Genomic DNA, 18,419 nt, shown 5'->3' on the forward strand with positions numbered 1-18,419 from the left:
TAACGACTCCAGGGCACCGACCACCTGCGAGACTGGCGCTCGTGCCCGATGCCGACGACGAATTCCGCGACCTGGCCGACCTCGCCCGCGCGAGCGGCGTGGCGGAGCCGCTCCGCGCCTCCCGGCAGGAGATCCGGACCACGACGGGAGGCGCCGTCTCCGCGATCCGGTGGCAGGATCCAGCGGCACTCGGCCGGGAGGCTCGGATCACCTACCTGCACGGGCTCGGGATCGACGCCCACAGTTTCGACCAGACGGCCATCGCCGTCGGCCAGCCGGCCGTCGCCCTCGACCTGCCAGGCCACGGCCGGTCGGCGTGGCGGGACGACGCCGACTACGCGGCGTCCGCGACGGCGCCCACCGTCCTCGCCGCGATGGACGCGCTCGAGGTCCCGCCGGGGGTCCTCGTCGGGCACTCCCTCGGTGCGATCCTCGCGGCGCGCATCGCCGCCGCCGCCCCGGAGCGCGTCACCGGACTCGTGCTCGTCGACATGTCGCCGGACTTCGCCCAGCGCGCCGTGGACCGGATCGCGCGGGCGCTGGAGACGGAACCGCCGTTCACGTCCCTCGACGAGGTCGTCGACCGGGCGATCGAGGCCCGCGTCGGCGACGACCGTGCGGTGCTCCTCCGCGAGGCCCGGCACACCACCCGACTCGGCCAGGACGGACGGCTCGTCCGACGGCACCACTTCCCGCACCTGCCGGAGGGACGGACGTCGTCGGTGGGTCGATTCGCGGACGCCTGGCCCGACCTGGAGTCGCTCGAGGTCCCGATCCTGCTTGTCCGCGGCGACCGGGGCTACGTGTCCCCGAAGCTCGTGACCACGTTCGCGGAACGACTCCCCCACGCGACGATCGTCACGGTCGAGGCACGGCACGCGGTGCAGACGCAGGCACCGCTCGAGCTCGCGGCGGCGATCCGGGAATGGGCGGCTGGTAACGGTTTGTTGCACGGGATCGAAGAAACCCCCGTGCGCCGGTAGCCTCTTCCGAGCGCCAGCGACGACCGTCGTGGTAGCCCGGAAGGAACCCACAACCCATGAGCCCCCTCCTCTCCCGCCCTCGACGCCGTCGCACCGCGATGGTCGCGACCGCCGTGGCACTCGTCACCGGCATCGCGCTGGCGGGCTGCGCCGGATCGTCGAACGAGACCGGCGGCACCGACGCCACGGTCCGGGTCGGCCTGGTCCTCGAGCCGACGAGCCTCGACATCCGCACCCAGTCGGGCGCCGCGCTCGACCAGGTCCTCATCGACAACGTGTACCAGGGCCTCGTCGGGCGCACCGCCGACGGCGACGTCCGCGACGTGCTCGCGTCGAAGCACGAGGTGTCGAGCGACGGCCTGACGTACACGTTCACGCTCCGCTCCGGCACCACATTCCAGGACGGCAAGCCCGTCACCGCGGACGACGTCGTCTGGTCGCTCCAGCAGGTCAAGGACAACGCGTCCTACGTCGACTCGGCGAAGCTCGCGAACGTGTCGTCGATCGCGTCGCCGTCCGCGGACACCGTCGTCCTGCAGCTCTCGAAGCCGGACTCCGACCTGCTCTGGAACCTCACCGGGCGCTCCGGCCTGGTGCTGGAGAAGGCCGCGAAGAACGACCGCTCGGACACCGCGAACGGCACCGGCCCGTACGAGGTCGCGAGCTGGAAGCAGGGCGACTCCCTGACGTTCAAGCGGAACGCGGACTACTGGGGCACGAAGGCGAAGGTCGCGAAGATCGTCTTCCGGTACATCACGCAGCCCTCGACGGCCGTGAACGCGATGGCGAACGGCGACCTCGACGTGCAGACCGCCGTCGACGGCACGCTGAAGAGCCAGCTGCAGAACTCCTCGGACATCACGCTCCACACGGGCAAGACGACCGACAAGTACACGCTCGCGTTCAACGACCAGGCGGCGCCGTTCACCGACAAGCGGGTGCGTCAGGCGATCCGGCAGGCGATCGACTCGAAGGCGATCATCAAGGCCATCGGTGGTACGGGCGTCGAGCAGGGCGGGCCGATCCCCGCGCTGGACCCCGGGTACGAGGACCTCACCGACATCGACGCGTACGACCCGTCGAACGCGAAGAAGCTCCTGGCCGAAGCGGGCTCCCCGAAGCTCGACCTCGCGCTGACCTACGCGAACATCTACCCGTCGACGATCGGCGACGTGCTGAAGTCGCAGCTCGCCGACGTGGGGATCACCCTGACGGTCAAGCGCGTCGACTTCGCCACGTGGCTCTCGCAGGTCTTCGAGAAGAAGGACTTCCAGCTCTCGATGGTCGACCACGTCGAGGCCCGAGACTTCGGCAACTGGGCGAACCCGGACTACTACTTCGGGTACGACAACGCCGAGGTGCAGCAGCTCTACGCGGACTCGGTCGCGGCGACCAGCGCGGACGAGAAGGCGGCCGACCTCCGGAAGGCGGCGAAGATCGTCAGCGAGGACGCGGCCGGTGAGTGGCTGTACACGTCGACGTCGATCACGGCCGTCCGGAAGGGCGTCACCGGGGTGCCCTTCGACGGCACGAACTCGCGCTTCGACCTCTCGAAGCTCGCGGTGCAGTAGCCGCTGACTAGCATCGACTCGTGACCCGGTTCCTCGTCGGGCGACTGCTCCTGCTCGTCGTCGGTCTGCTCGTGGCGAGCATCATCATCTTCGCCACGCTCCGCGTGCTCCCCGGCGACGTCGCGCAGATCGTCGCCGGCACCCAGGCCACCCCGGCGCAGGTCGAGGAACTCCGGCAGCAGCTGGGCCTCGACCGCCCCGTGGTGGTGCAGTACCTCGACTGGATCGGCGGTGTGTTCCGCGGGGACCTGGGCAGGTCGCTCGTCACGAACGGCGCGGTCGCGCCCGAGATCACCGAGAAGCTCGGCGTGACGCTCCCCCTCGCCGGCATGTCGCTCGCCGCCGCCCTCGTCCTCGGTGTCCCCCTCGGGGTCGTCGCGGCCGTGCTCCGTCGCCGAGCGGGCGGTGCGGTCATCGCCTTCGTCGCCCAGGCGGTCGCGGCGGTCCCGATCGTGTGGGCCGGGATGCTGCTCGTCGCACTCTTCGCGGTGACCCTGCACTGGTTGCCGACGCAGGGCTTCCCGCTCGACGGCTGGTCCGAACCCGGACGGGCGTTCTCGTCGCTGGTGCTCCCCGCGCTGACGATCGGTGCGGTCGAGGGCGCCGTCATCCTCCGCTTCACCCGCTCCGCCACGCTGTCGGTGCTCGACGCCGACCACGTGCGGACGGCCGCGGCCATCGGGCTGACCCGGAACGGCGCGCTCGTCCGGCACGGCCTGCCGAGCGTGGCGCTCACCGTGTTGGCGGTCCTCGGCGTGCAGATCGCCGGGCTCCTCGTCGGCGCGGTCGTCGTCGAGCAGTTGTTCTCGCTACCGGGCGTCGGACGGATGCTCGTGACCGACGTCGGTCGCCGCGACATCACGAAGGTGCAGTCCGAACTGCTGGTGCTCACCGGCTTGGTGCTCCTGGTCGGGTTCGCCGTGGACGTCGTCCACCGTGCGCTCGACCCCCGACAGCGGGAGGCGTCGTGAAGGGCTTCCGCCGCATCGTCGCCCGGCCGACGGGTGTGTTCGCCGTCGTCGTGCTCGGCTTGCTCGTGGTGCTCGCCGTCGTGTCCCTGTTCTGGACGCCGGAGAACCCGTTCCGCACGGACCCGTTCCACCAGTGGGAGCCACCGAGTGCGGCGCACTGGTTCGGCACCGATGGGGTCGGGCGCGACATCGCGAGCTACCTGCTCGCCGGCACCCGCACCACCGTGATCGTCGCGGTCGGGTCCGGGGTCATCGCGAGTGTCGTCGGGATCGTGCTCACGGCGATCGGAGCGCTCACCGCGCGGTGGGTGCGCGAGGGCATGGCCGTGCTCCTCGACATCTTGGTGGCCTTCCCGACGCTGCTCACGGCGATGCTCCTCACCGCGATCTTCGGCGGGTCGCTCGGCGTCGTCATCGTGTCCGTCGGCCTGGCGTTCGGCGTGACGATCGCCCGCGTCGCCCGCGGTGAGATCCGGCGCATCGCCAGGAGCGACTACGTCGTCGCGGCCAAGGCGTCCGGTGTCGGCCCGTGGGGCGTGCTCGTCCGGCACCTCGTCCCGAACGCCGCGCCGCTCTTCACCGTGCAGCTCTCGCTCGCGATGGCGACCGCGGTCCTCGCCGAGGCGGGCCTGTCCTACCTCGGCTACGGCGCGGGTTCGGGGACGGCGTCGTGGGGCAGCCTGTTGTCCGACCTGCAGACGTACATCGGCGTGCACCCGTGGAGCGCGACGTGGCCGGGTGCCGCGATCGCCATCGTCGTGGCGGCGCTCTCGCTGCTCGGCGACGCCATCCGCGACGCCTCCGACCCGCGCCTGACGACGGGCGACGCCGCGCGGGACGCCGATCGTGCACCGGGCACCGACCCCGTGCCGGGCACGGACTCCGCACGGGTGACCCGGACCGAGGGGATCGCATGACGCCCACCGACGCGACCAGCGCGGCGACCACTGACGCGACCGCGACTGGCGGACTCGAGGTGCGCGACCTGTCGGTCCGCATCACGGGGCGGACGGTCCTGGACCGCGTGACGTTCACCGTGCCTCCCGGCCGGCGGGTCGGCGTGATCGGCGCATCCGGATCCGGCAAGTCCATGACGTCGCTGGCGCTGATGGGCCTGGAGCCGAGCGGCGCCGACGTGACCGGCAGCATCCGCCTGGACGGCGAGGAGCTCGTCGGGATGCCCGACCGGCAGCGTGCCGCGTTCCGTGGCGCGCGGATCGGCATGGTGTTCCAGGAGCCGGGAACCGCGCTCGACCCGCTTCGCCGCGTCGGGAGGCAGATCGCCGAACCGCTCCGCCTGCACCGTGGACTCGACCGGCGGGCCGCCGACCGTGCAGCGGTCGAACTCGCCCAGCAGGTCGGGCTCCCCGACCCCGCGTCGCTGCTCCGGCAGTACCCGCACCAGCTCTCCGGTGGACAGCGGCAGCGCATCTGCATCGCGATGGCGATCGCCGGCCAGCCGGACCTGCTCGTCGCCGACGAACCCACGACCGCGCTCGACGTCACCACCGAGGCGCGGATCCTCGACCTGCTCGAGGGACTCGACGTCTCCGTGCTGTTCGTGACGCACGACCTCGCCGTGCTCGCCAGGATCGCGGACACGGCCGTCGTGCTCGATGCCGGCCGGGTCGTCGAGACGGGAACGGTCGCCGACCTGCTCGCCGCCCCGCAGCACCCCGCCACGCGGGCGCTCGTCGATGCGGCCCGCGCCACCGCGAGGAGGACCCCGTGACCGCACTCGAAGCCGTCGGACTGCACCGCACGTACCGACTCCCCCGCCGCGGCCCGTTCGAGCCCGGCCCGGTCCGCACCGCCGTGGACGGCGTGGACCTGACGGTCCCCGACGGTGCCCGGCTCGGGATCATCGGGGAGTCCGGTTCCGGCAAGTCGACCCTCGTCCGCCTGCTGGCCGGACTGGAGGCCCCTTCCGCAGGCACCGTGTCGGCCGGCGGTCGTCCGGTGACCGCGTCCGGGTCCGCGGCCGCGATGCGTTGGTTCCGTCGCGAGACCGGGGTGGTGTTCCAGGACCCGTACTCGTCGCTGGACCCGCGGATGCGCGTGGGGGCGATCGTCGGGGAGCCGCTGCGGGCGCTCCGGGGCCCGGGGTCGCACCCGTCCCTGGTCGCGTCGGCGCTGTCGCGGGTGGACCTGCCCGCCGACGCCGCGGACCGGTACCCGCACGAGTTCTCGGGTGGGCAGCGGCAGCGGATCGCGATCGCCCGGGCGGTGGTGCACGGGCCGCGGATCCTGTTCGGGGACGAGCCGATGAGCGCCCTCGACGTGGTCGTCCGGGCGCGGGTGATCGACCTGTTCCACTCGCTCGCCGCGGAACTCGGGCTGACGCTCGTCCTGGTGTCGCACGACATCGGCGTGGTGCAGCGGCTGTGCGACTCGGTCGCGGTGATGTCGGCCGGCCGCATCGTCGAGCACGGCCCGGTGTCCCTGCTCGACGCCCCGGCACACCCCCTGACGCGCGCGCTCGTCGACGCCGCTCCCACGCTCCCGTAGCGCCCGCCCGTCGTCCGTCGTCCGTCGTCCGTCGTCCGGTGAGATCGCACTTCGTGTCGGAACGTCGACGGAGGTTCCGACACGAAGTGCGATCTCACGGCCTCGAGACGGCCCGCTCTCCGTTCCCCGTCGCCCCCCGGCTCGAGATGCCGTAATTCGGGAATCTCGGCGCCCCGCGCCCGTGAGTCGTGGAACCTCGACGAACATCGGCGGCGAGTCGTGGAATCGCGAACGGGGACCGTGGGCCCTGGGGCCGGATGGGGCCGGACGGGAGGCACGGGGCGGCGCCGCCACGAGCCTCCCGTCCGTCGGTGGGCAAGGCGGGCGGCTGTTCGTCACGTCCGCGGTGGTCGTTGCGTCCGCGGTGGTCGTTGCGTCCGCAACCAGCGATATTATCGTTCCGAGTCGGCACCCGTCGGGTCCCCCGTCGGTCCCCCGCCGGCACCCGTGAGTCAGGCGCGAGTCGGCGCCCGTCGGTCCCCCGTCGCCCCCTCACCACACGGGCGGGTGCCGCCGCTGCCAGCGCATGCGCCGCTCGAGCTGCGCGCCGAGCGCCAGCAGCGTGCGCTCCCCACCCGGCCGGCCGATGAGCTGCACCCCCATCGGGAGCCCGGCGCCGTCGGGGTGCGACTCCTCGGTCACCCCCACCGGCAGCGTGATCGCCGGGAGCCCCGCCACGTTCGCCATGGACGTCCACGGCGAGTACGCGCACTGACGGCGGAAGTCCTCCTCGGGGTCCTCGCCGTACCAGCCGAGCCGCCGTGGGGTGAGCGCGAGCGTCGGCGTGACCACGGCGTCGAATCGGTCGAACGCGCCGATGAGCGTCGCCGAGAACAGGTCGAGCGCCGTCATCGCGTCGAGCACCTGCGTGCCGGTCAGCGCACGACCACGCGCGACCAGCCAGGACACCAGCGGCGTGAGCGCGGACAGGTCGATGCCGGGGACCGAGGGCAGTCGCGCCGCAGAGCTCTCCCATGCGACCCGGAACGCCGACGCGTACGGCACGCGCGGCATCGCGACGTCCTCGATCCCATGGCCGAGCTCCCCGAGCACCCGGAGTGCGGTGTCCACCGCCGCCCGTGCCGCCGGATCGACCACGACGTCGACCGTGTCGTCCCACGGGGAACCGTCGAGCACCCCGAGGACGAACCGCCCCTCGCCTCGCACGGCCGCCGCGGTGAAGGGCCCGTCGCCGACGTCCGGTGTCACGAGCGCGTACGGCGCGGGCTCGTCGAGGCCCGTCGGCGCCACGAGAGCGTCCAGGTACATGCCCGCGTCGGCGACCGTCCGCGTCAGCGGCCCGGCCACCGAGAGCCCACCCACGCCCGAGCGCCCGGGCATCGACGGCACCCGGCCCCGGCTCGGCTTCAGACCGACGAGGCCCGTCGCCGCCGCGGGGATCCGCACCGATCCCCCGCCGTCGGAGCCGACGGCCGCCGGCAGCAGCCCCGCCGCGACCGCGACCGCGGCACCGCTCGACGACCCTCCGGGAGCCCGGCTCGTGTCGTACGGGTTCCGCGTGACACCGCGCGCCGTCTCGGACGACGACGACATCCCGAACTCCGGGCTCGCCGTCTTGCCGAGGCCCACCGCACCGGCGGCGTCGAGCGCCGTCACGAGCGGGTGGTCGGCCGCCGCCGGCCGCTCCGGCAACGACACCGTTCCGGATCCGGTGGGCACGCCGGCGCGGTCGTACAGGTCCTTGTCTCCGGACGGGAGGCCCCACAGCGGCCTCGACGTCGGCACCAGGTGGCCGAGACGGTCGGCTCGCTCGCGCGCGGCGTCCGCGGTGACCGTCACGAAGGCACCGAGTCCCGGGTCCAGCCGCTCGATGCGGGCGAGGAAGTGCTCGGTCGCTTCGCGGGCCGTCGTGTCGCCGCGGCGGATCCAGTCCCAGAGTTCCTGCGCGGAGAGGTGGTGGAGTTCGAACACGGTTCCCGAGCCTATTCGCCCTGGTCCTCGTGCCTGCCTGCCGCTGAGCGGGAACCCGGCGCCGGTACGCTCGACGGGTGAGCCATCGGTACCCGTCCACGATCGCGGCCACGGTCGAGCACGAGATCGTCATCACGAAGTCGCGGTTCGTCACCACCGTCGTCCCGGTGTCCGACCCGGACGCGGCGGACCGCGCGATCGCCGAGGTCCGGAAGCGGTTCTGGGACGCGCGGCACAACTGCACCGCGATGGTGACCGGCGTCCTCGGTGACCAGGCGCGCTCCTCGGACGACGGCGAACCGTCCGGCACCGCGGGTGTGCCGATGCTCGAGGTCCTCCGACGCCGCGAGCTGACCGACGTCGTGGCGATCGTGACGCGGTACTTCGGCGGCGTGAAGCTCGGTGCCGGCGGACTCGTCCGCGCGTACTCGACCTCCGTGTCCGAGGCGCTCGACCGTGCTGAGACCGTCCGCCGCGAAGCCCTGACGTCGGTGACCGTCGACGTCCAGCACGCGGATGCCGGGCGGGTCGACAACGTGCTCCGCGACTGGGTGCGGCACCACGATTCGACGCTCGCGGCGACCCGGTACGGGACGGCGGCGACCTTCGAGCTGTGGGTCCCCGCTCCGGCGATCCCGACCCTCGTGGCGGACCTCGCAGCCACGTCCGCCGGCACGCTCGCCCCGGTCGTCGGCGCCGAGCGGATCGTCGACGTCCCGGCTTCCTGATCGACGTCCGCGCTAGCGTCGGTGTCGTGATCGTCTGGCTGAACGGCACGCACGGGGTGGGCACGACCACGACGGCTGCGCTCGTGGTGCCGATGACGGTGCTGGTCGAGGCGTACTGGCGCGAGATCAGCGACGGACTCGCCCGGTACGACGTCCCGATCCGGCACGTCGTCCTGCACGCCGAGCCGGACACGCTCCGGGCGCGGATCGACGGCGACGACACGACCACGACCCCGGCGCCCGATGTCGCCAGGACGATCGCGGAACGCGTGCGCCGATGACGACGGACCGCGCACAGGCTCAGGCGGCACTCCGCGACGCGTCGACCGTGACGGGACGGCGCTGGCACCTCGCGGAACGGCTCGACGGTGGTCGGCAGACCGGCGCCTGGCTGGTCCGCGCCGAGGACGGCACCGATGCCGTCCTGAAGACGACCGCCGACCTGGAGTGGGCAGCGCGGATCGTCACCGCCCGACACGCGGTCGACGTCGCTCGGCACGCGGGCTACCCGACGCCGGCGTGGCTCGCCGCCGGGACGACCAGGGCCGGCATCGGGTACCAGGTCCAGGAGTGGTGCCCGGGACACACGTCCGACGACGTGGACACGGCGACGGCGGAGGCGCTGATCGCGGTCGTCGAATCGCAGGCCGGGATCGACCCGTCGCCGGAGCACTGCTGGACGGACTTCCTGCTGGAGCAGATCGGGGCGGGTCAGGAACGGCTCCGCGCGGAGTCCGGCGCGCCGACGCCGATGCTCGACGTCTGCGACCGACTCGTCCGGGACGCGGACCGTGCCACGTGGCCGCGCACGGACATGGTGCACGGGGATTTCCGGCCGGCGAACGTCCTGTTCGACGGGGGCTCGGTCAGTGGCGTGGTCGACATCGAGGCGATCGGCAGCGGACCGCGTGCGTTCGACCTCGCGACGCTGCTGAGCCACGACCGGGTCGACCAGGACGCGCTCGTGCGCATCGTCGCCGCCGGGACCGACGCCGCCGAACCGGTCGTGTTCCGCGCGTGCGTGGCGGTCGTGTTCCTCGACCTGCTGCGGTTCAGCCGACGCGACGAGCACTCCACCGCCGACGGTCGCGCGCGGCAGCGTCGCCTGCTCACGGAGCGCGCCGAGTGGATCGAGCTGCTGACCCGGTGATCCCGGCGTGCCGATGGATGCCCGACGCTGACACGGAACGGTCCCGCGTCACGCCTCGACGAACAGGTACACGGCCAGCACGAACCCGCAGACGGCGATCGCGATGCGCAGTGGGTCCACGGGGTCCGTCACGGGGCGCGGGTCGGTCTGCACCGGCCCGGGCACCACGATCCGCCCGGTCGTGTCCACGAGCTCCAGGTGGTCCCGAGCCGTGCGACCGAACAGCAGCGGCGTCCGACCGGCGTCGTGCAGTGCTGCGGCGACGACGGTCCCGATGGCTCCCGGCCCGACCACGGCCAGTGATGCGTCCATGGGACGATTGCACCATGACCGCCACGCTCGTCGCCAAGGGCCTCGCCGGCGGCTACGCCGCACGCACGCTGTTCGAGGGGCTCGACCTCACGGTCGCCCCCGGGGACGTGATCGGCGTCGTCGGCGTGAACGGTGCCGGCAAGTCCACCCTGCTGCGGCTCCTCGCGGGCGTCGACGAACCGCTCGCGGGCACCGTGTCGCTCGCACCGGCGGACGCGTTCGTCGGCTGGCTGCCCCAGGAACACGAGCGGGTCGTCGGGGAGACGGTGACCGGGTACCTCGGTCGACGGACCGGCTGCACCGCGGCGACCGCGGAGATGGACATCGCCGCGGCCGCGCTCGGGGACCCGGACGCCCCGGCCGACGCCGCCGACCGGTACTCCACCGCGCTCGACCGGTGGCTCGCGTCCGGGGCGGCCGACCTCGACGAGCGCGTCCCGGCCGTCCTCGCGGACCTCGGACTGACCGTGGACACGGACGCGCTCATGACGTCGCTGTCCGGCGGCCAGGCCGCTCGGGTCGGACTGGCGGCGCTGCTGCTGTCCCGGTTCGACGTCGTCCTGCTCGACGAACCCACCAACGACCTCGACCTCGACGGCCTGGCGAAGCTGGAGGCGTTCGTCACGGGCCTCCGCGGCGGGGTCGTCCTCGTCAGCCACGACCGCGAGTTCCTCGCACGGTCGGTCACGAGCGTCCTCGAGCTCGACCTCGCGCAGTCGTCGAACCGGCTCTTCGGCGGTGGCTACGACGCCTACCTGGAAGAACGCGAGATCGCGCGTCAGCACAAGCGGGACGCCTACGACGAGTACGCCTCGACGAAGGCCGATCTGGTGTCACGAGCCCGGACGCAGCGGGAGTGGTCGAGCCAGGGCGTCCGGAACGCGATGAAGAAGGCCCCGGACAACGACAAGATCCGGCGCAAGGCGGCGTCGGAGTCAAGCGAGAAGCAGGCGCAGAAGGTCCGTCAGATGGAGTCCCGCATCGCACGCCTGGACGAGGTCGAGGAGCCCCGCAAGGAGTGGCAGCTCGAGTTCACGATCGGCCAGGCGCCGAGGAGCTCCGCGGTCGTGGCGACCCTGTCGGACGCCACGTTCACCCAGGGCGACTTCACGCTCGGCCCTGTCTCGCTGCAGGTCGACGGCGGCGACCGCATCGGGATCACCGGCCCCAACGGCGCCGGCAAGTCGACGCTGCTCCGCGCCCTGCTCGGCAAGCAGTCGCCGACGACCGGGACGGCGAGCACCGGGTCGAGCGTCGCGATCGGCGAGATCGACCAGGCCCGCGGGTCGTTCACCGGCGCGGAGCCCCTCGCCGCGGTGTTCAAGGGGCTCGTGCCGGAGCTGGCCACCGCCGAGGTGCGGACCCTGCTCGCCAAGTTCGGGCTCAAGGCGGACCACGTGGGCCGCGCGGCCGGCGAGCTCTCCCCCGGCGAACGGACCCGCGCCGGCCTCGCGCTGCTGCAGGCCCGTGGCGTGAACGTCCTGATCCTCGACGAGCCGACGAACCACCTCGACCTGCCCGCGATCGAGCAGCTGGAACAGGCACTCGACTCGTACGACGGCACGCTCCTGCTCGTCACGCACGACCGGCGGATGCTGGAGACGGTCCGGCTGGACCGCCAGTGGCGCGTCGATGCCGGCCGCGTCACGGAACGCTAGGACCGGACAGGAGGCCCGTGGTGCGACGGCGGACGTGGATCGTGGCGAGTGTGGCCGGTGCTGCCCTCGTCGGGACAGTCGTGTGCGTCGGGCTCGCCCTGGTACCAGACCGCGACCAGGCGAGCCCACCGACGACCACCGCCGCCCGACAGCAGACGCCGACGCCGACCCCGACACCGACACCCGCCGCCGTGCCGGCGGCACCGTCGGCGGCGGAACTCGCGGCGCTGCCGCTCGCGTTCCACGACGCGGTGATCCCCGGGCTCCTCGACGGCTCGGACGTCCACCCCGAGAACGGCTGGCAGATCGCGACTCCGAACGCGCAACTCGTCGCGCTGTACGCCAGCCCGGACGCCGACGCGGCGCCCGTCGGGACGCTCTCGGCGACGGTGTCGACGGTCGAGCTCCCCGCTGCCACCGCCGTGTGGGGTCGCTCCCCCGGTGTCGACGGCGGGATGCTCCTGGTGTCGACCCCGGCACGGAACCGCACGCCGGGTGACGGTGGCGTGCCCGACGCGCCGAGTGCGACGTTCGCGTGGGCCCGAGCCGCCGACTTCCGTGTCGCGGACACGGACCGGACGATCCGGGTCGACGTCGCCGCGAGCACGGTCTCGGTCGTCGCACGGAGCGGGCAGGTCATCGCGAGCGAAGCGGCACGGCTCGGCACACCGGAGGACCCGACCCCGACCGCCACGGCGACCTACGTCGAGGCGGCGTACGTCGACGCGCGCGTGACCTACACGCAGGGCAACCCGATCATCCTGACCGGGGCACACTCCTCCCGCATCCCGTCGTACGGGGGAAACGCCGCACTGACGGCGCTGCACTACTACCCGGACCCGACCGGCAGTTCGCACGGATGCGTGCGGATCTCCGCCGCGATGACGAAGACCCTCGCGGCGCTGCCGGTCGGGACCCCGATCCAGTTCACCTGACGCCGGGTCCGAGACCCAGCCGCTCGATCACCTCGTCGCGCTCCTGCTCCGGGGTGCGGTCGGCGGCGACGGTGATGTGCGCCTCGTCGTCCTGCGGCGGCTCCAGGGTGGCGAGCTGCGACGCCAGCAGCGACGTCGGCATGAAGTGCCCGGACCTGGCCGTCATCCGGTCCTCGATCAAGGAGTTGTCGCCGGCGACGTGCACGAACACCACGCCAGGCGCCCGGAGGACGTCGCGGTACGAGCGCTTCAGCGCCGAGCACGTGACGACACCGTTCGTGCCGGAGTCCAGGTGGTCGCGGATCCAGGCCGCGATCACGTCGAGCCACGGCCAGCGGTCGTCGTCGTCGAGCGGGATCCCGGCGTGCATCTTGTCGACGTTCGCCTGCGGGTGCATCGCGTCGCCCTCGGCGAAGTCCCACCCGAGCCGCTCCGCGACCATCTCGGCCACGGTCGACTTGCCCGAACCGGAGACCCCCATCACGACGAGGACGCGGGCGTCGAGTGCGCTCATCGGATGAAGATCCCGGCCAGCAGGACCCCGAGCAAACCGAACACCGAGATCAGGCACTCGAGCACCGTCCACGTCTTGAACGTCTGCCCCACCGTGGTGTTGAGGTACCCCTTCACCAGCCAGAACCCGGCGTCGTTGACGTGCGACAGGAACACCGATCCCGCGCCGATCGCGAGCACCAGGAGCGACACCACCGGCGACGACAGGTCCTGCGCGATCGGGGCCATGATGCCGGCGGCCGTGACGGTCGCGACCGTGGCCGACCCGGTGGCGACCCGGACCAGCGCCGAGACGACCCATGCGACGAGGAGCACCGAGATCCCGGAGTCCTTCACCGCGTCGGCGATCACCCCGCCGATCCCGGTGTCGATCAGGACCTGCTTGAAGCCACCGCCCGCGCCGACGATGAGCAGCACACCGGCGACGGGCGGCAGCGCGCTCTCGAGCGAACGGGACACGGCCGAGCGGTCCATGCCGCCGCCGATCGCGAAGAAGACGATCGCGTACAGCGCGGCGAGTCCGATCGCGACCATCGGCGAACCGAGGAAGTCGAGCAGGCTCACCCAGGTGCCCGTGGCGTCGGGCATCGTCGCCTCGCGGATCGCCTGCGCGAGCATGAGGACCACCGGCAGCAGGATGCCGATCAGCGCGACCGTGAACGACGGACTGCGCGGTTCGCTGATGACGCGGGTGAAGTCGCTCTTGCCGTTCGGCAGGGATGCGGTGTCCTGCGTGGCGGGGCCGCGCCGAGCCTCCCGTCCTTCGTGAGCCGGGTCGCTGCCACGCGAGCCGAACAGGTCGGGTGCCGGGATGTCGACCCAGCGGGCCGCGAAGCGGGCGAAGACCGGGCCGGCCAGGATGATGACCGGGATCGCGAGCACGATGCCGAAGGCGAGCGTCGTGCCGAGGTTCGCACCGACCGTGGAGATCGCGACGAGCGGTCCGGGGTGCGGCGGGACGAACGCGTGCATCGTGGACAGACCGACCAGGGCGGGGACGGCGATCTTCATGATCGGCACGTCGCTGCGCTTGGCGACCAGGACGATGATCGGGATGAGGAGCACCAGGCCGACCTCGAAGAACATCGGCAGACCGATCAGTGCACCGATGAGCGCCATCGTCCACGGCAGCGCCGCCTTCGACGACTTGCGGACGAGGGTGTCCACCACCCGATCCGCAGCGCCCGAGTCGACGAGCATCTTGCCGAACATGGACCCGAGCCCGACCAGGATGCCGACGCTCGTCATGGTCGCGCCGAAGCCGACCCCGAAGCTCGTCACGGCCTTGTCCGGTGCGAGTCCGGCGCCGATGCCGACGCCGACCGCGCCGATCGTCAGCGCGATGAACGGGTGGATCTTGAGCCACGTGATCAGGACGATGATCACGACGATGCCGATGAGCGCCGCGATCACGAGCTGCGAGACCGGACCGGACGGGTCGACCGTGTCGGTGCCGGCAGCGAGCACGGTGCTCGCGCTGGTTGGTGCGAGGTGAGGCATCTGCGCCCCTTCCTGGAGACGCTTCCGCGCGGCTCCGTCGCCTTGGTTCCGGGTTGCGATGCCGTTCGGAGCGACATCGAATAATCTGATTAATCAGACTATACGTCGATCCTCCGCGCGGCACACACCCGTCGGGGCAGTCTGCCGGTCTGATGGAGCACACGTCGCACCCGGTGCGCGATCCGTACTGCATGGAGGAACGATGACCACGCCCCGCGGGCTGCACGCCCAGGTGCTCGACACCCTCGGTCAGCGGATCGTGTCCGGCACCTCGGCTCCGGGCGTCGTGCTGCGCCCCGAGGAGATCGCGACCGAGTTCGGCGTGTCGCGCTCCGTCGTGCGCGAGGCACTCCGCGTCCTGCAGTCACTCGGACTGGTCGAGCCGCGACAGCGCATCGGGACCCAGGTGCTGCCCGTGACGTCATGGGAGCTGCTCTCGCCGTCGGTCATCCGGTGGCGAGGACTCTCCGACGAGTACTTCGCCCAGCAGCGCGAACTCCTCGAGCTCCGGCTCGGGATCGAGCCCGTCGCGGCGTCGCTGCTCGCCGGCCGTGGGGCCGAGGCCGGCGCTCCGGTGCTGGCCGCGGCGCTCGACATGGTCGCCGCGGCGTCGAGCGGGGACGGCCGCGCCTACCTCGAGGCGGACGTCCGCTTCCACCGCGCGCTCCTCACCGGGTCGGGCAACGCCGTGTTCGGGCACTTCGCCGGCACCGTCGAGGCGCTCCTCCGCACCCGCACGTCGGAGTCGCGCGACACGATCACCCGGTGGACGGGCGCCGCGGCCGCCCGGCACGAGGCGGTCGGGCGGGCCGTGGCCGCCGGGGACGCCGACGCTGCCGCGGCCGCCGCGGCCGCGATGGTCGGCGCAACGCGCGACGAGTTCATCGCGGAGGCCGCGGGGCGCTCAGCCTGACGTTTCGCACTCAGCGACAGTTCACGCCGTCACAAACCCGTGAGGTGTCGCTCAGCGCGAAAACCTGCCCGACCTGCCCGACCCGCCCGAGGCACCGCGCCGCGTCCGCGGACCCCGCAGGCGCAACCGCATCGTGACGGTCCCGAGCCACCGGTCGTATTTGTACCCGACCTTGCCCATGCGGCCGATCTCCTCGAAGCCGAGCCGTCGGTGCAACTTGATCGAGGCATCGGCTGACCGGTCGGCGATCACCGCGACGACCTCGCGGACCCCAGCAGCACGGCACTCGTCGAGCAGCGCCTCCATCAGCGCACGCCCGAGCCCCTTCCCGCCCGAGGCCGGCCCGAGGTAGATCGAGTTCTCGACCACGTGGTTCGACCGGTCACGCGGGTTCCAGGGGTCGACGAGCGCGTACCCGAGCAGCTGCCCCGACGGGTTCACCGCGACCAGGAACGGGAGCTTCCGCCGGCGGATCTCGTCGTACCGCTGCTTCCACGCAGCGAATGTCAGCACGGCGCCGTCGAACGTCACCGACGAGTTCCGCACGTAGTGCGCGTGGATCTCGCGGATGTCCGGCAGGTCCGACGGCTCGGCGGCGCGGATCGACCAGGCGAACGCGGTCTCGGACGGCGCGGGCGCACGCAGGTGGCGCGGCAGCACGCGCCGCTGGCGGTATTCCTCCTCGAGCACGGTCACGAGCCTACGGGTCGCGTCCGGCACGCGGTCACGGCACCGGCCTGGAGGCTCGTCACACCTGGGCGGGCAGCGTCCAGTCGACGGGGTCGGCACCCTGGGCGACGAGCAGCTCGTTCACCTGGGAGAACGGGCGGCTCCCGAAGAACCCGCGGGACGCACTGAGCGGGCTCGGGTGTGCCGACGCGACGATCGGCGTGTCCCCGAGGAAGGGCCGGACGGACCCGGCCTGCGCGCCCCAGAGCACGGCGACGAGCGGGCGGTCCCGGGCGACGAGCGCGCGGACGGCCTGCTCGGTGACCCGTTCCCACCCCTTGCCCCGATGGCTGCCGGCGTCCCCGGCGCCGACCGTCAGGACGCGGTTGAGCAGCATCACGCCCCGCTCCGACCACGGACGCAGGTCACCGTGCGCCGGTGCGGTGACGCCGAGGTCGTCGTGGAGTTCGCGGTAGATGTTCGCGAGGCTGCGCGGCACCGGACGGACCCCGGGGTCGACGGCGAACGACAGACCGATCGGGTGTCCCGGTGTCGGGTAGGGGTCCTGCCCGACGACCAGGACCTTCACCTCGTCGAACGGGTACTCGAACGCCCGGAGCACGGATGCGCCGGCGGGCAGGTACGGACGCCCCGACGCCGTCTCCTCCCGGAGCCACGCACCGAGTCGGTGGACGTCGTCCTCGACGGGGGCGAGGGCCTCGGCCCACCCAGGGTCGACCAGTTCGGCGAGCGGCAGGGCCTGCATCGGAGTCGCTACGCGCCCATCGTGGCGACGGAGACCGACTCGTCGCCGGCGACCACGCGCCAGACGCTGCCGGCCCCGCGGACCTCGAGCGCCCCCTCACCGACGACCAGGACGGTGTCCTCGTCGATGGCGAGCCCGGCGGTGACGAACTCGGCCTCGGCGCTGGCGATGAGCCGCGCGATCGTGCCGGCCTGCACGGCGTGCACGTCGATCGTCAGGTCCACGAGCCCGAGTCCTTCGCGGAGCTCGACCTCGTCGAGGCCCTCTGATGCGCCCTCGGGGCAGACCTCGACACCGCCGACGCGCCAGCCGCCGACGAGCGCACGGTCGGACGCGATCATCGCGCCGGCGGAGTACCCGAGGTACGGCAGGCCGTCGGAGACGAGCAGGCGGATCTGGTCGACGAGGGGCGCGATCGCGTCGAGGTAGTCGGGGGTCCGCCCGCCGCCGATGACGAGGGCGTCGATGTCGCTCAGGACGGCCGTGGTGAACGGTTGCCCCGGAGCGACCTCGGTCACGAGGACCTCCGCCGCGCGGGCACCACCGAGGACCTCCGCGATGTCGGCGGTCGACGACGGGCTCGTGCCCGTGGCGTCGGCGACGGAGAGCAGCCCGATCCGTGGGACGGTGCGGCCGACGGCGGCGGAGCGGGCGGTCGCCTCGGCGAGGAAGGGCGCAGCGGCGTCGGAGGCGGCGAACGGTCCGCCGCCGACGAGGTGGATGCTCACGACTCGGCCGTCACCGGTGCGAGGGCACTCCACGGGAACGTGATCCAGCCGTCGACCCGCCGCCAGACGTGGTCGGGCTCGAGCACGGTGCCGGGCTTCGAGTACAGGCAGGCGCTCCGCACGTCGGCGCCGGCCTTCGCGATGATGTCGACGACGAGCGCCAGGGTGCGCCCGGAGTCGGAGACGTCGTCCACGACGAGCACGCGCTTGCCGGCGAGGCTCGGGGCGTCGAGCGCCGGCGCGAGCACGACGGGCTCGTCAAGACGCTGTTCGACGTCGGTGTAGAACTCGACGTTGATCGAGCCGCACTCCTTGGTGCCGAGCGCGTAGGCCACGGCGCCGGCGATGATGAGTCCGCCGCGGGCGACGGCCACGACGACCTCCGGCTCGAAGCCGGACGACAGGACGTCCTTCGCGAGGAGCCGAGCGGCGTCCCCGAACTCGAGCCAGCCGAGCACCTCTGGCCCGCTCGTCACGGTCACGACGGCCGGCGAGGAGGGCTCGGCGGGTTCGCTGCTGATCGGCATCCGTCCACGGTACCGGCAGGTACCCCGCGTCCGCGACCCGAGTTCCCCGCCCGGG

Annotated in this window: 20 protein-coding genes; 12 read left to right on the forward strand and 8 right to left on the reverse strand. The window is 72.5% G+C overall.

What is annotated here, in order from left to right; all coding sequences use genetic code 11:
- The first annotated feature begins 41 nt into the window (after positions 1–41).
- The 6 genes from ACO0E1_RS17890 to ACO0E1_RS17915 are packed head-to-tail and all read left to right on the forward strand — an operon-like array spanning position 42 to position 6,033.
- Positions 42–983, forward strand: a complete 942-nt coding sequence (locus ACO0E1_RS17890) for an alpha/beta fold hydrolase (protein WP_422875398.1) — start codon at positions 42–44, stop codon at positions 981–983.
- 56 nt (positions 984–1,039) lie between these two features.
- A complete protein-coding gene (locus ACO0E1_RS17895) occupies positions 1,040–2,554 on the forward strand; it encodes an ABC transporter substrate-binding protein (RefSeq protein ID WP_422875399.1) in 1,515 nt (504 codons plus the stop codon).
- A gap of 20 nt (positions 2,555–2,574) precedes the next feature.
- Positions 2,575–3,525, forward strand: a complete 951-nt coding sequence (locus ACO0E1_RS17900) for an ABC transporter permease (protein ID WP_422875400.1) — start codon at positions 2,575–2,577, stop codon at positions 3,523–3,525.
- Complete coding sequence (locus ACO0E1_RS17905) at positions 3,522–4,442, forward strand: ABC transporter permease (protein ID WP_422875401.1); 921 nt, start codon at positions 3,522–3,524, stop codon at positions 4,440–4,442. Before ACO0E1_RS17900 ends, ACO0E1_RS17905 begins: the two co-directional genes overlap by 4 nt.
- On the forward strand, positions 4,439–5,257 hold the full coding sequence (locus ACO0E1_RS17910) for an ABC transporter ATP-binding protein (RefSeq protein WP_422875402.1): 819 nt from the start codon (positions 4,439–4,441) through the stop codon (positions 5,255–5,257). The genes ACO0E1_RS17905 and ACO0E1_RS17910 overlap by 4 nt, the downstream gene beginning before the upstream one ends.
- Positions 5,254–6,033 (forward strand): ABC transporter ATP-binding protein, encoded by a 780-nt coding sequence (locus tag ACO0E1_RS17915; protein ID WP_422875403.1) that lies wholly within the window; start codon positions 5,254–5,256, stop codon positions 6,031–6,033. Before ACO0E1_RS17910 ends, ACO0E1_RS17915 begins: the two co-directional genes overlap by 4 nt.
- A gap of 492 nt (positions 6,034–6,525) precedes the next feature.
- On the opposite strand, the gene ACO0E1_RS17920 is transcribed toward ACO0E1_RS17915, so the two are convergent.
- Complete coding sequence (locus ACO0E1_RS17920; protein WP_422875404.1) at positions 6,526–7,965, reverse strand: amidase; 1,440 nt, start codon at positions 7,963–7,965, stop codon at positions 6,526–6,528.
- Between the two features lie 77 nt (positions 7,966–8,042).
- Here ACO0E1_RS17920 and ACO0E1_RS17925 point away from each other — a divergent pair, with 77 nt between their 5' ends.
- The 3 genes from ACO0E1_RS17925 to ACO0E1_RS17935 are packed head-to-tail and all read left to right on the forward strand — an operon-like array spanning position 8,043 to position 9,843.
- Positions 8,043–8,693: a YigZ family protein gene (locus tag ACO0E1_RS17925; RefSeq protein ID WP_422875405.1), complete on the forward strand. Its 651-nt coding sequence runs from the start codon at positions 8,043–8,045 to the stop codon at positions 8,691–8,693.
- A gap of 26 nt (positions 8,694–8,719) precedes the next feature.
- Complete coding sequence (locus ACO0E1_RS17930; protein WP_422875406.1) at positions 8,720–8,974, forward strand: hypothetical protein; 255 nt, start codon at positions 8,720–8,722, stop codon at positions 8,972–8,974.
- Positions 8,971–9,843, forward strand: coding sequence for a phosphotransferase family protein (locus tag ACO0E1_RS17935; RefSeq protein ID WP_422875407.1), 873 nt, complete (start codon positions 8,971–8,973; stop codon positions 9,841–9,843). The genes ACO0E1_RS17930 and ACO0E1_RS17935 overlap by 4 nt, the downstream gene beginning before the upstream one ends.
- A 48-nt stretch (positions 9,844–9,891) precedes the next feature.
- Here ACO0E1_RS17935 and ACO0E1_RS17940 read toward each other — a convergent pair whose 3' ends face one another.
- Entirely contained in the window at positions 9,892–10,155 is a 264-nt protein-coding gene (locus ACO0E1_RS17940) for a 2-dehydropantoate 2-reductase N-terminal domain-containing protein (RefSeq protein ID WP_422875408.1), read from the reverse strand.
- A 14-nt stretch (positions 10,156–10,169) separates the two neighbouring features.
- Here ACO0E1_RS17940 and ACO0E1_RS17945 point away from each other — a divergent pair, with 14 nt between their 5' ends.
- Together ACO0E1_RS17945 and ACO0E1_RS17950 are read left to right on the forward strand one after the other, a co-directional pair.
- On the forward strand, positions 10,170–11,813 hold the full coding sequence (locus ACO0E1_RS17945; RefSeq protein WP_422875409.1) for an ABC-F family ATP-binding cassette domain-containing protein: 1,644 nt from the start codon (positions 10,170–10,172) through the stop codon (positions 11,811–11,813).
- Positions 11,814–11,833: 20 nt separating this feature from the next.
- On the forward strand, positions 11,834–12,748 hold the full coding sequence (locus ACO0E1_RS17950) for a L,D-transpeptidase (protein ID WP_422875410.1): 915 nt from the start codon (positions 11,834–11,836) through the stop codon (positions 12,746–12,748).
- On the opposite strand, the gene ACO0E1_RS17955 is transcribed toward ACO0E1_RS17950, so the two are convergent.
- On the reverse strand, positions 12,741–13,262 hold the full coding sequence (locus ACO0E1_RS17955; protein ID WP_422875411.1) for a gluconokinase: 522 nt from the start codon (positions 13,260–13,262) through the stop codon (positions 12,741–12,743). The two genes, ACO0E1_RS17950 and ACO0E1_RS17955, sit on opposite strands and share 8 nt — an antisense overlap.
- Positions 13,259–14,761, reverse strand: coding sequence for a GntP family permease (locus ACO0E1_RS17960; RefSeq protein ID WP_422875412.1), 1,503 nt, complete (start codon positions 14,759–14,761; stop codon positions 13,259–13,261). The genes ACO0E1_RS17955 and ACO0E1_RS17960 overlap by 4 nt, the downstream gene beginning before the upstream one ends.
- A gap of 202 nt (positions 14,762–14,963) precedes the next feature.
- Here ACO0E1_RS17960 and ACO0E1_RS17965 point away from each other — a divergent pair, with 202 nt between their 5' ends.
- Positions 14,964–15,674 carry a FadR/GntR family transcriptional regulator gene (locus ACO0E1_RS17965; RefSeq protein ID WP_422875413.1) on the forward strand — a complete coding sequence of 237 codons (711 nt, stop codon included), beginning with the start codon at positions 14,964–14,966 and terminating at the stop codon, positions 15,672–15,674.
- Positions 15,675–15,725: 51 nt separating this feature from the next.
- On the opposite strand, the gene ACO0E1_RS17970 is transcribed toward ACO0E1_RS17965, so the two are convergent.
- Genes ACO0E1_RS17970 through ACO0E1_RS17985 form a run of 4 tightly spaced genes read right to left on the reverse strand, consistent with a single transcriptional unit; the run spans position 15,726 to position 18,364 of the window.
- Positions 15,726–16,364, reverse strand: a complete 639-nt coding sequence (locus tag ACO0E1_RS17970) for a GNAT family N-acetyltransferase (protein ID WP_422875414.1) — start codon at positions 16,362–16,364, stop codon at positions 15,726–15,728.
- Positions 16,365–16,422: 58 nt separating this feature from the next.
- A complete protein-coding gene (locus ACO0E1_RS17975) occupies positions 16,423–17,109 on the reverse strand; it encodes a uracil-DNA glycosylase (protein ID WP_422875415.1) in 687 nt (228 codons plus the stop codon).
- A gap of 8 nt (positions 17,110–17,117) precedes the next feature.
- A complete protein-coding gene (locus ACO0E1_RS17980) occupies positions 17,118–17,837 on the reverse strand; it encodes a Type 1 glutamine amidotransferase-like domain-containing protein (protein ID WP_422875416.1) in 720 nt (239 codons plus the stop codon).
- Complete coding sequence (locus ACO0E1_RS17985) at positions 17,834–18,364, reverse strand: phosphoribosyltransferase (protein ID WP_281264794.1); 531 nt, start codon at positions 18,362–18,364, stop codon at positions 17,834–17,836. The genes ACO0E1_RS17980 and ACO0E1_RS17985 overlap by 4 nt, the downstream gene beginning before the upstream one ends.
- Positions 18,365–18,419 lie beyond the last annotated feature (55 nt).

It is taken from the genome of Curtobacterium guangdongense (assembly GCF_049341845.1).
In the GTDB taxonomy this organism is placed as follows: domain Bacteria; phylum Actinomycetota; class Actinomycetes; order Actinomycetales; family Microbacteriaceae; genus Curtobacterium; species Curtobacterium guangdongense.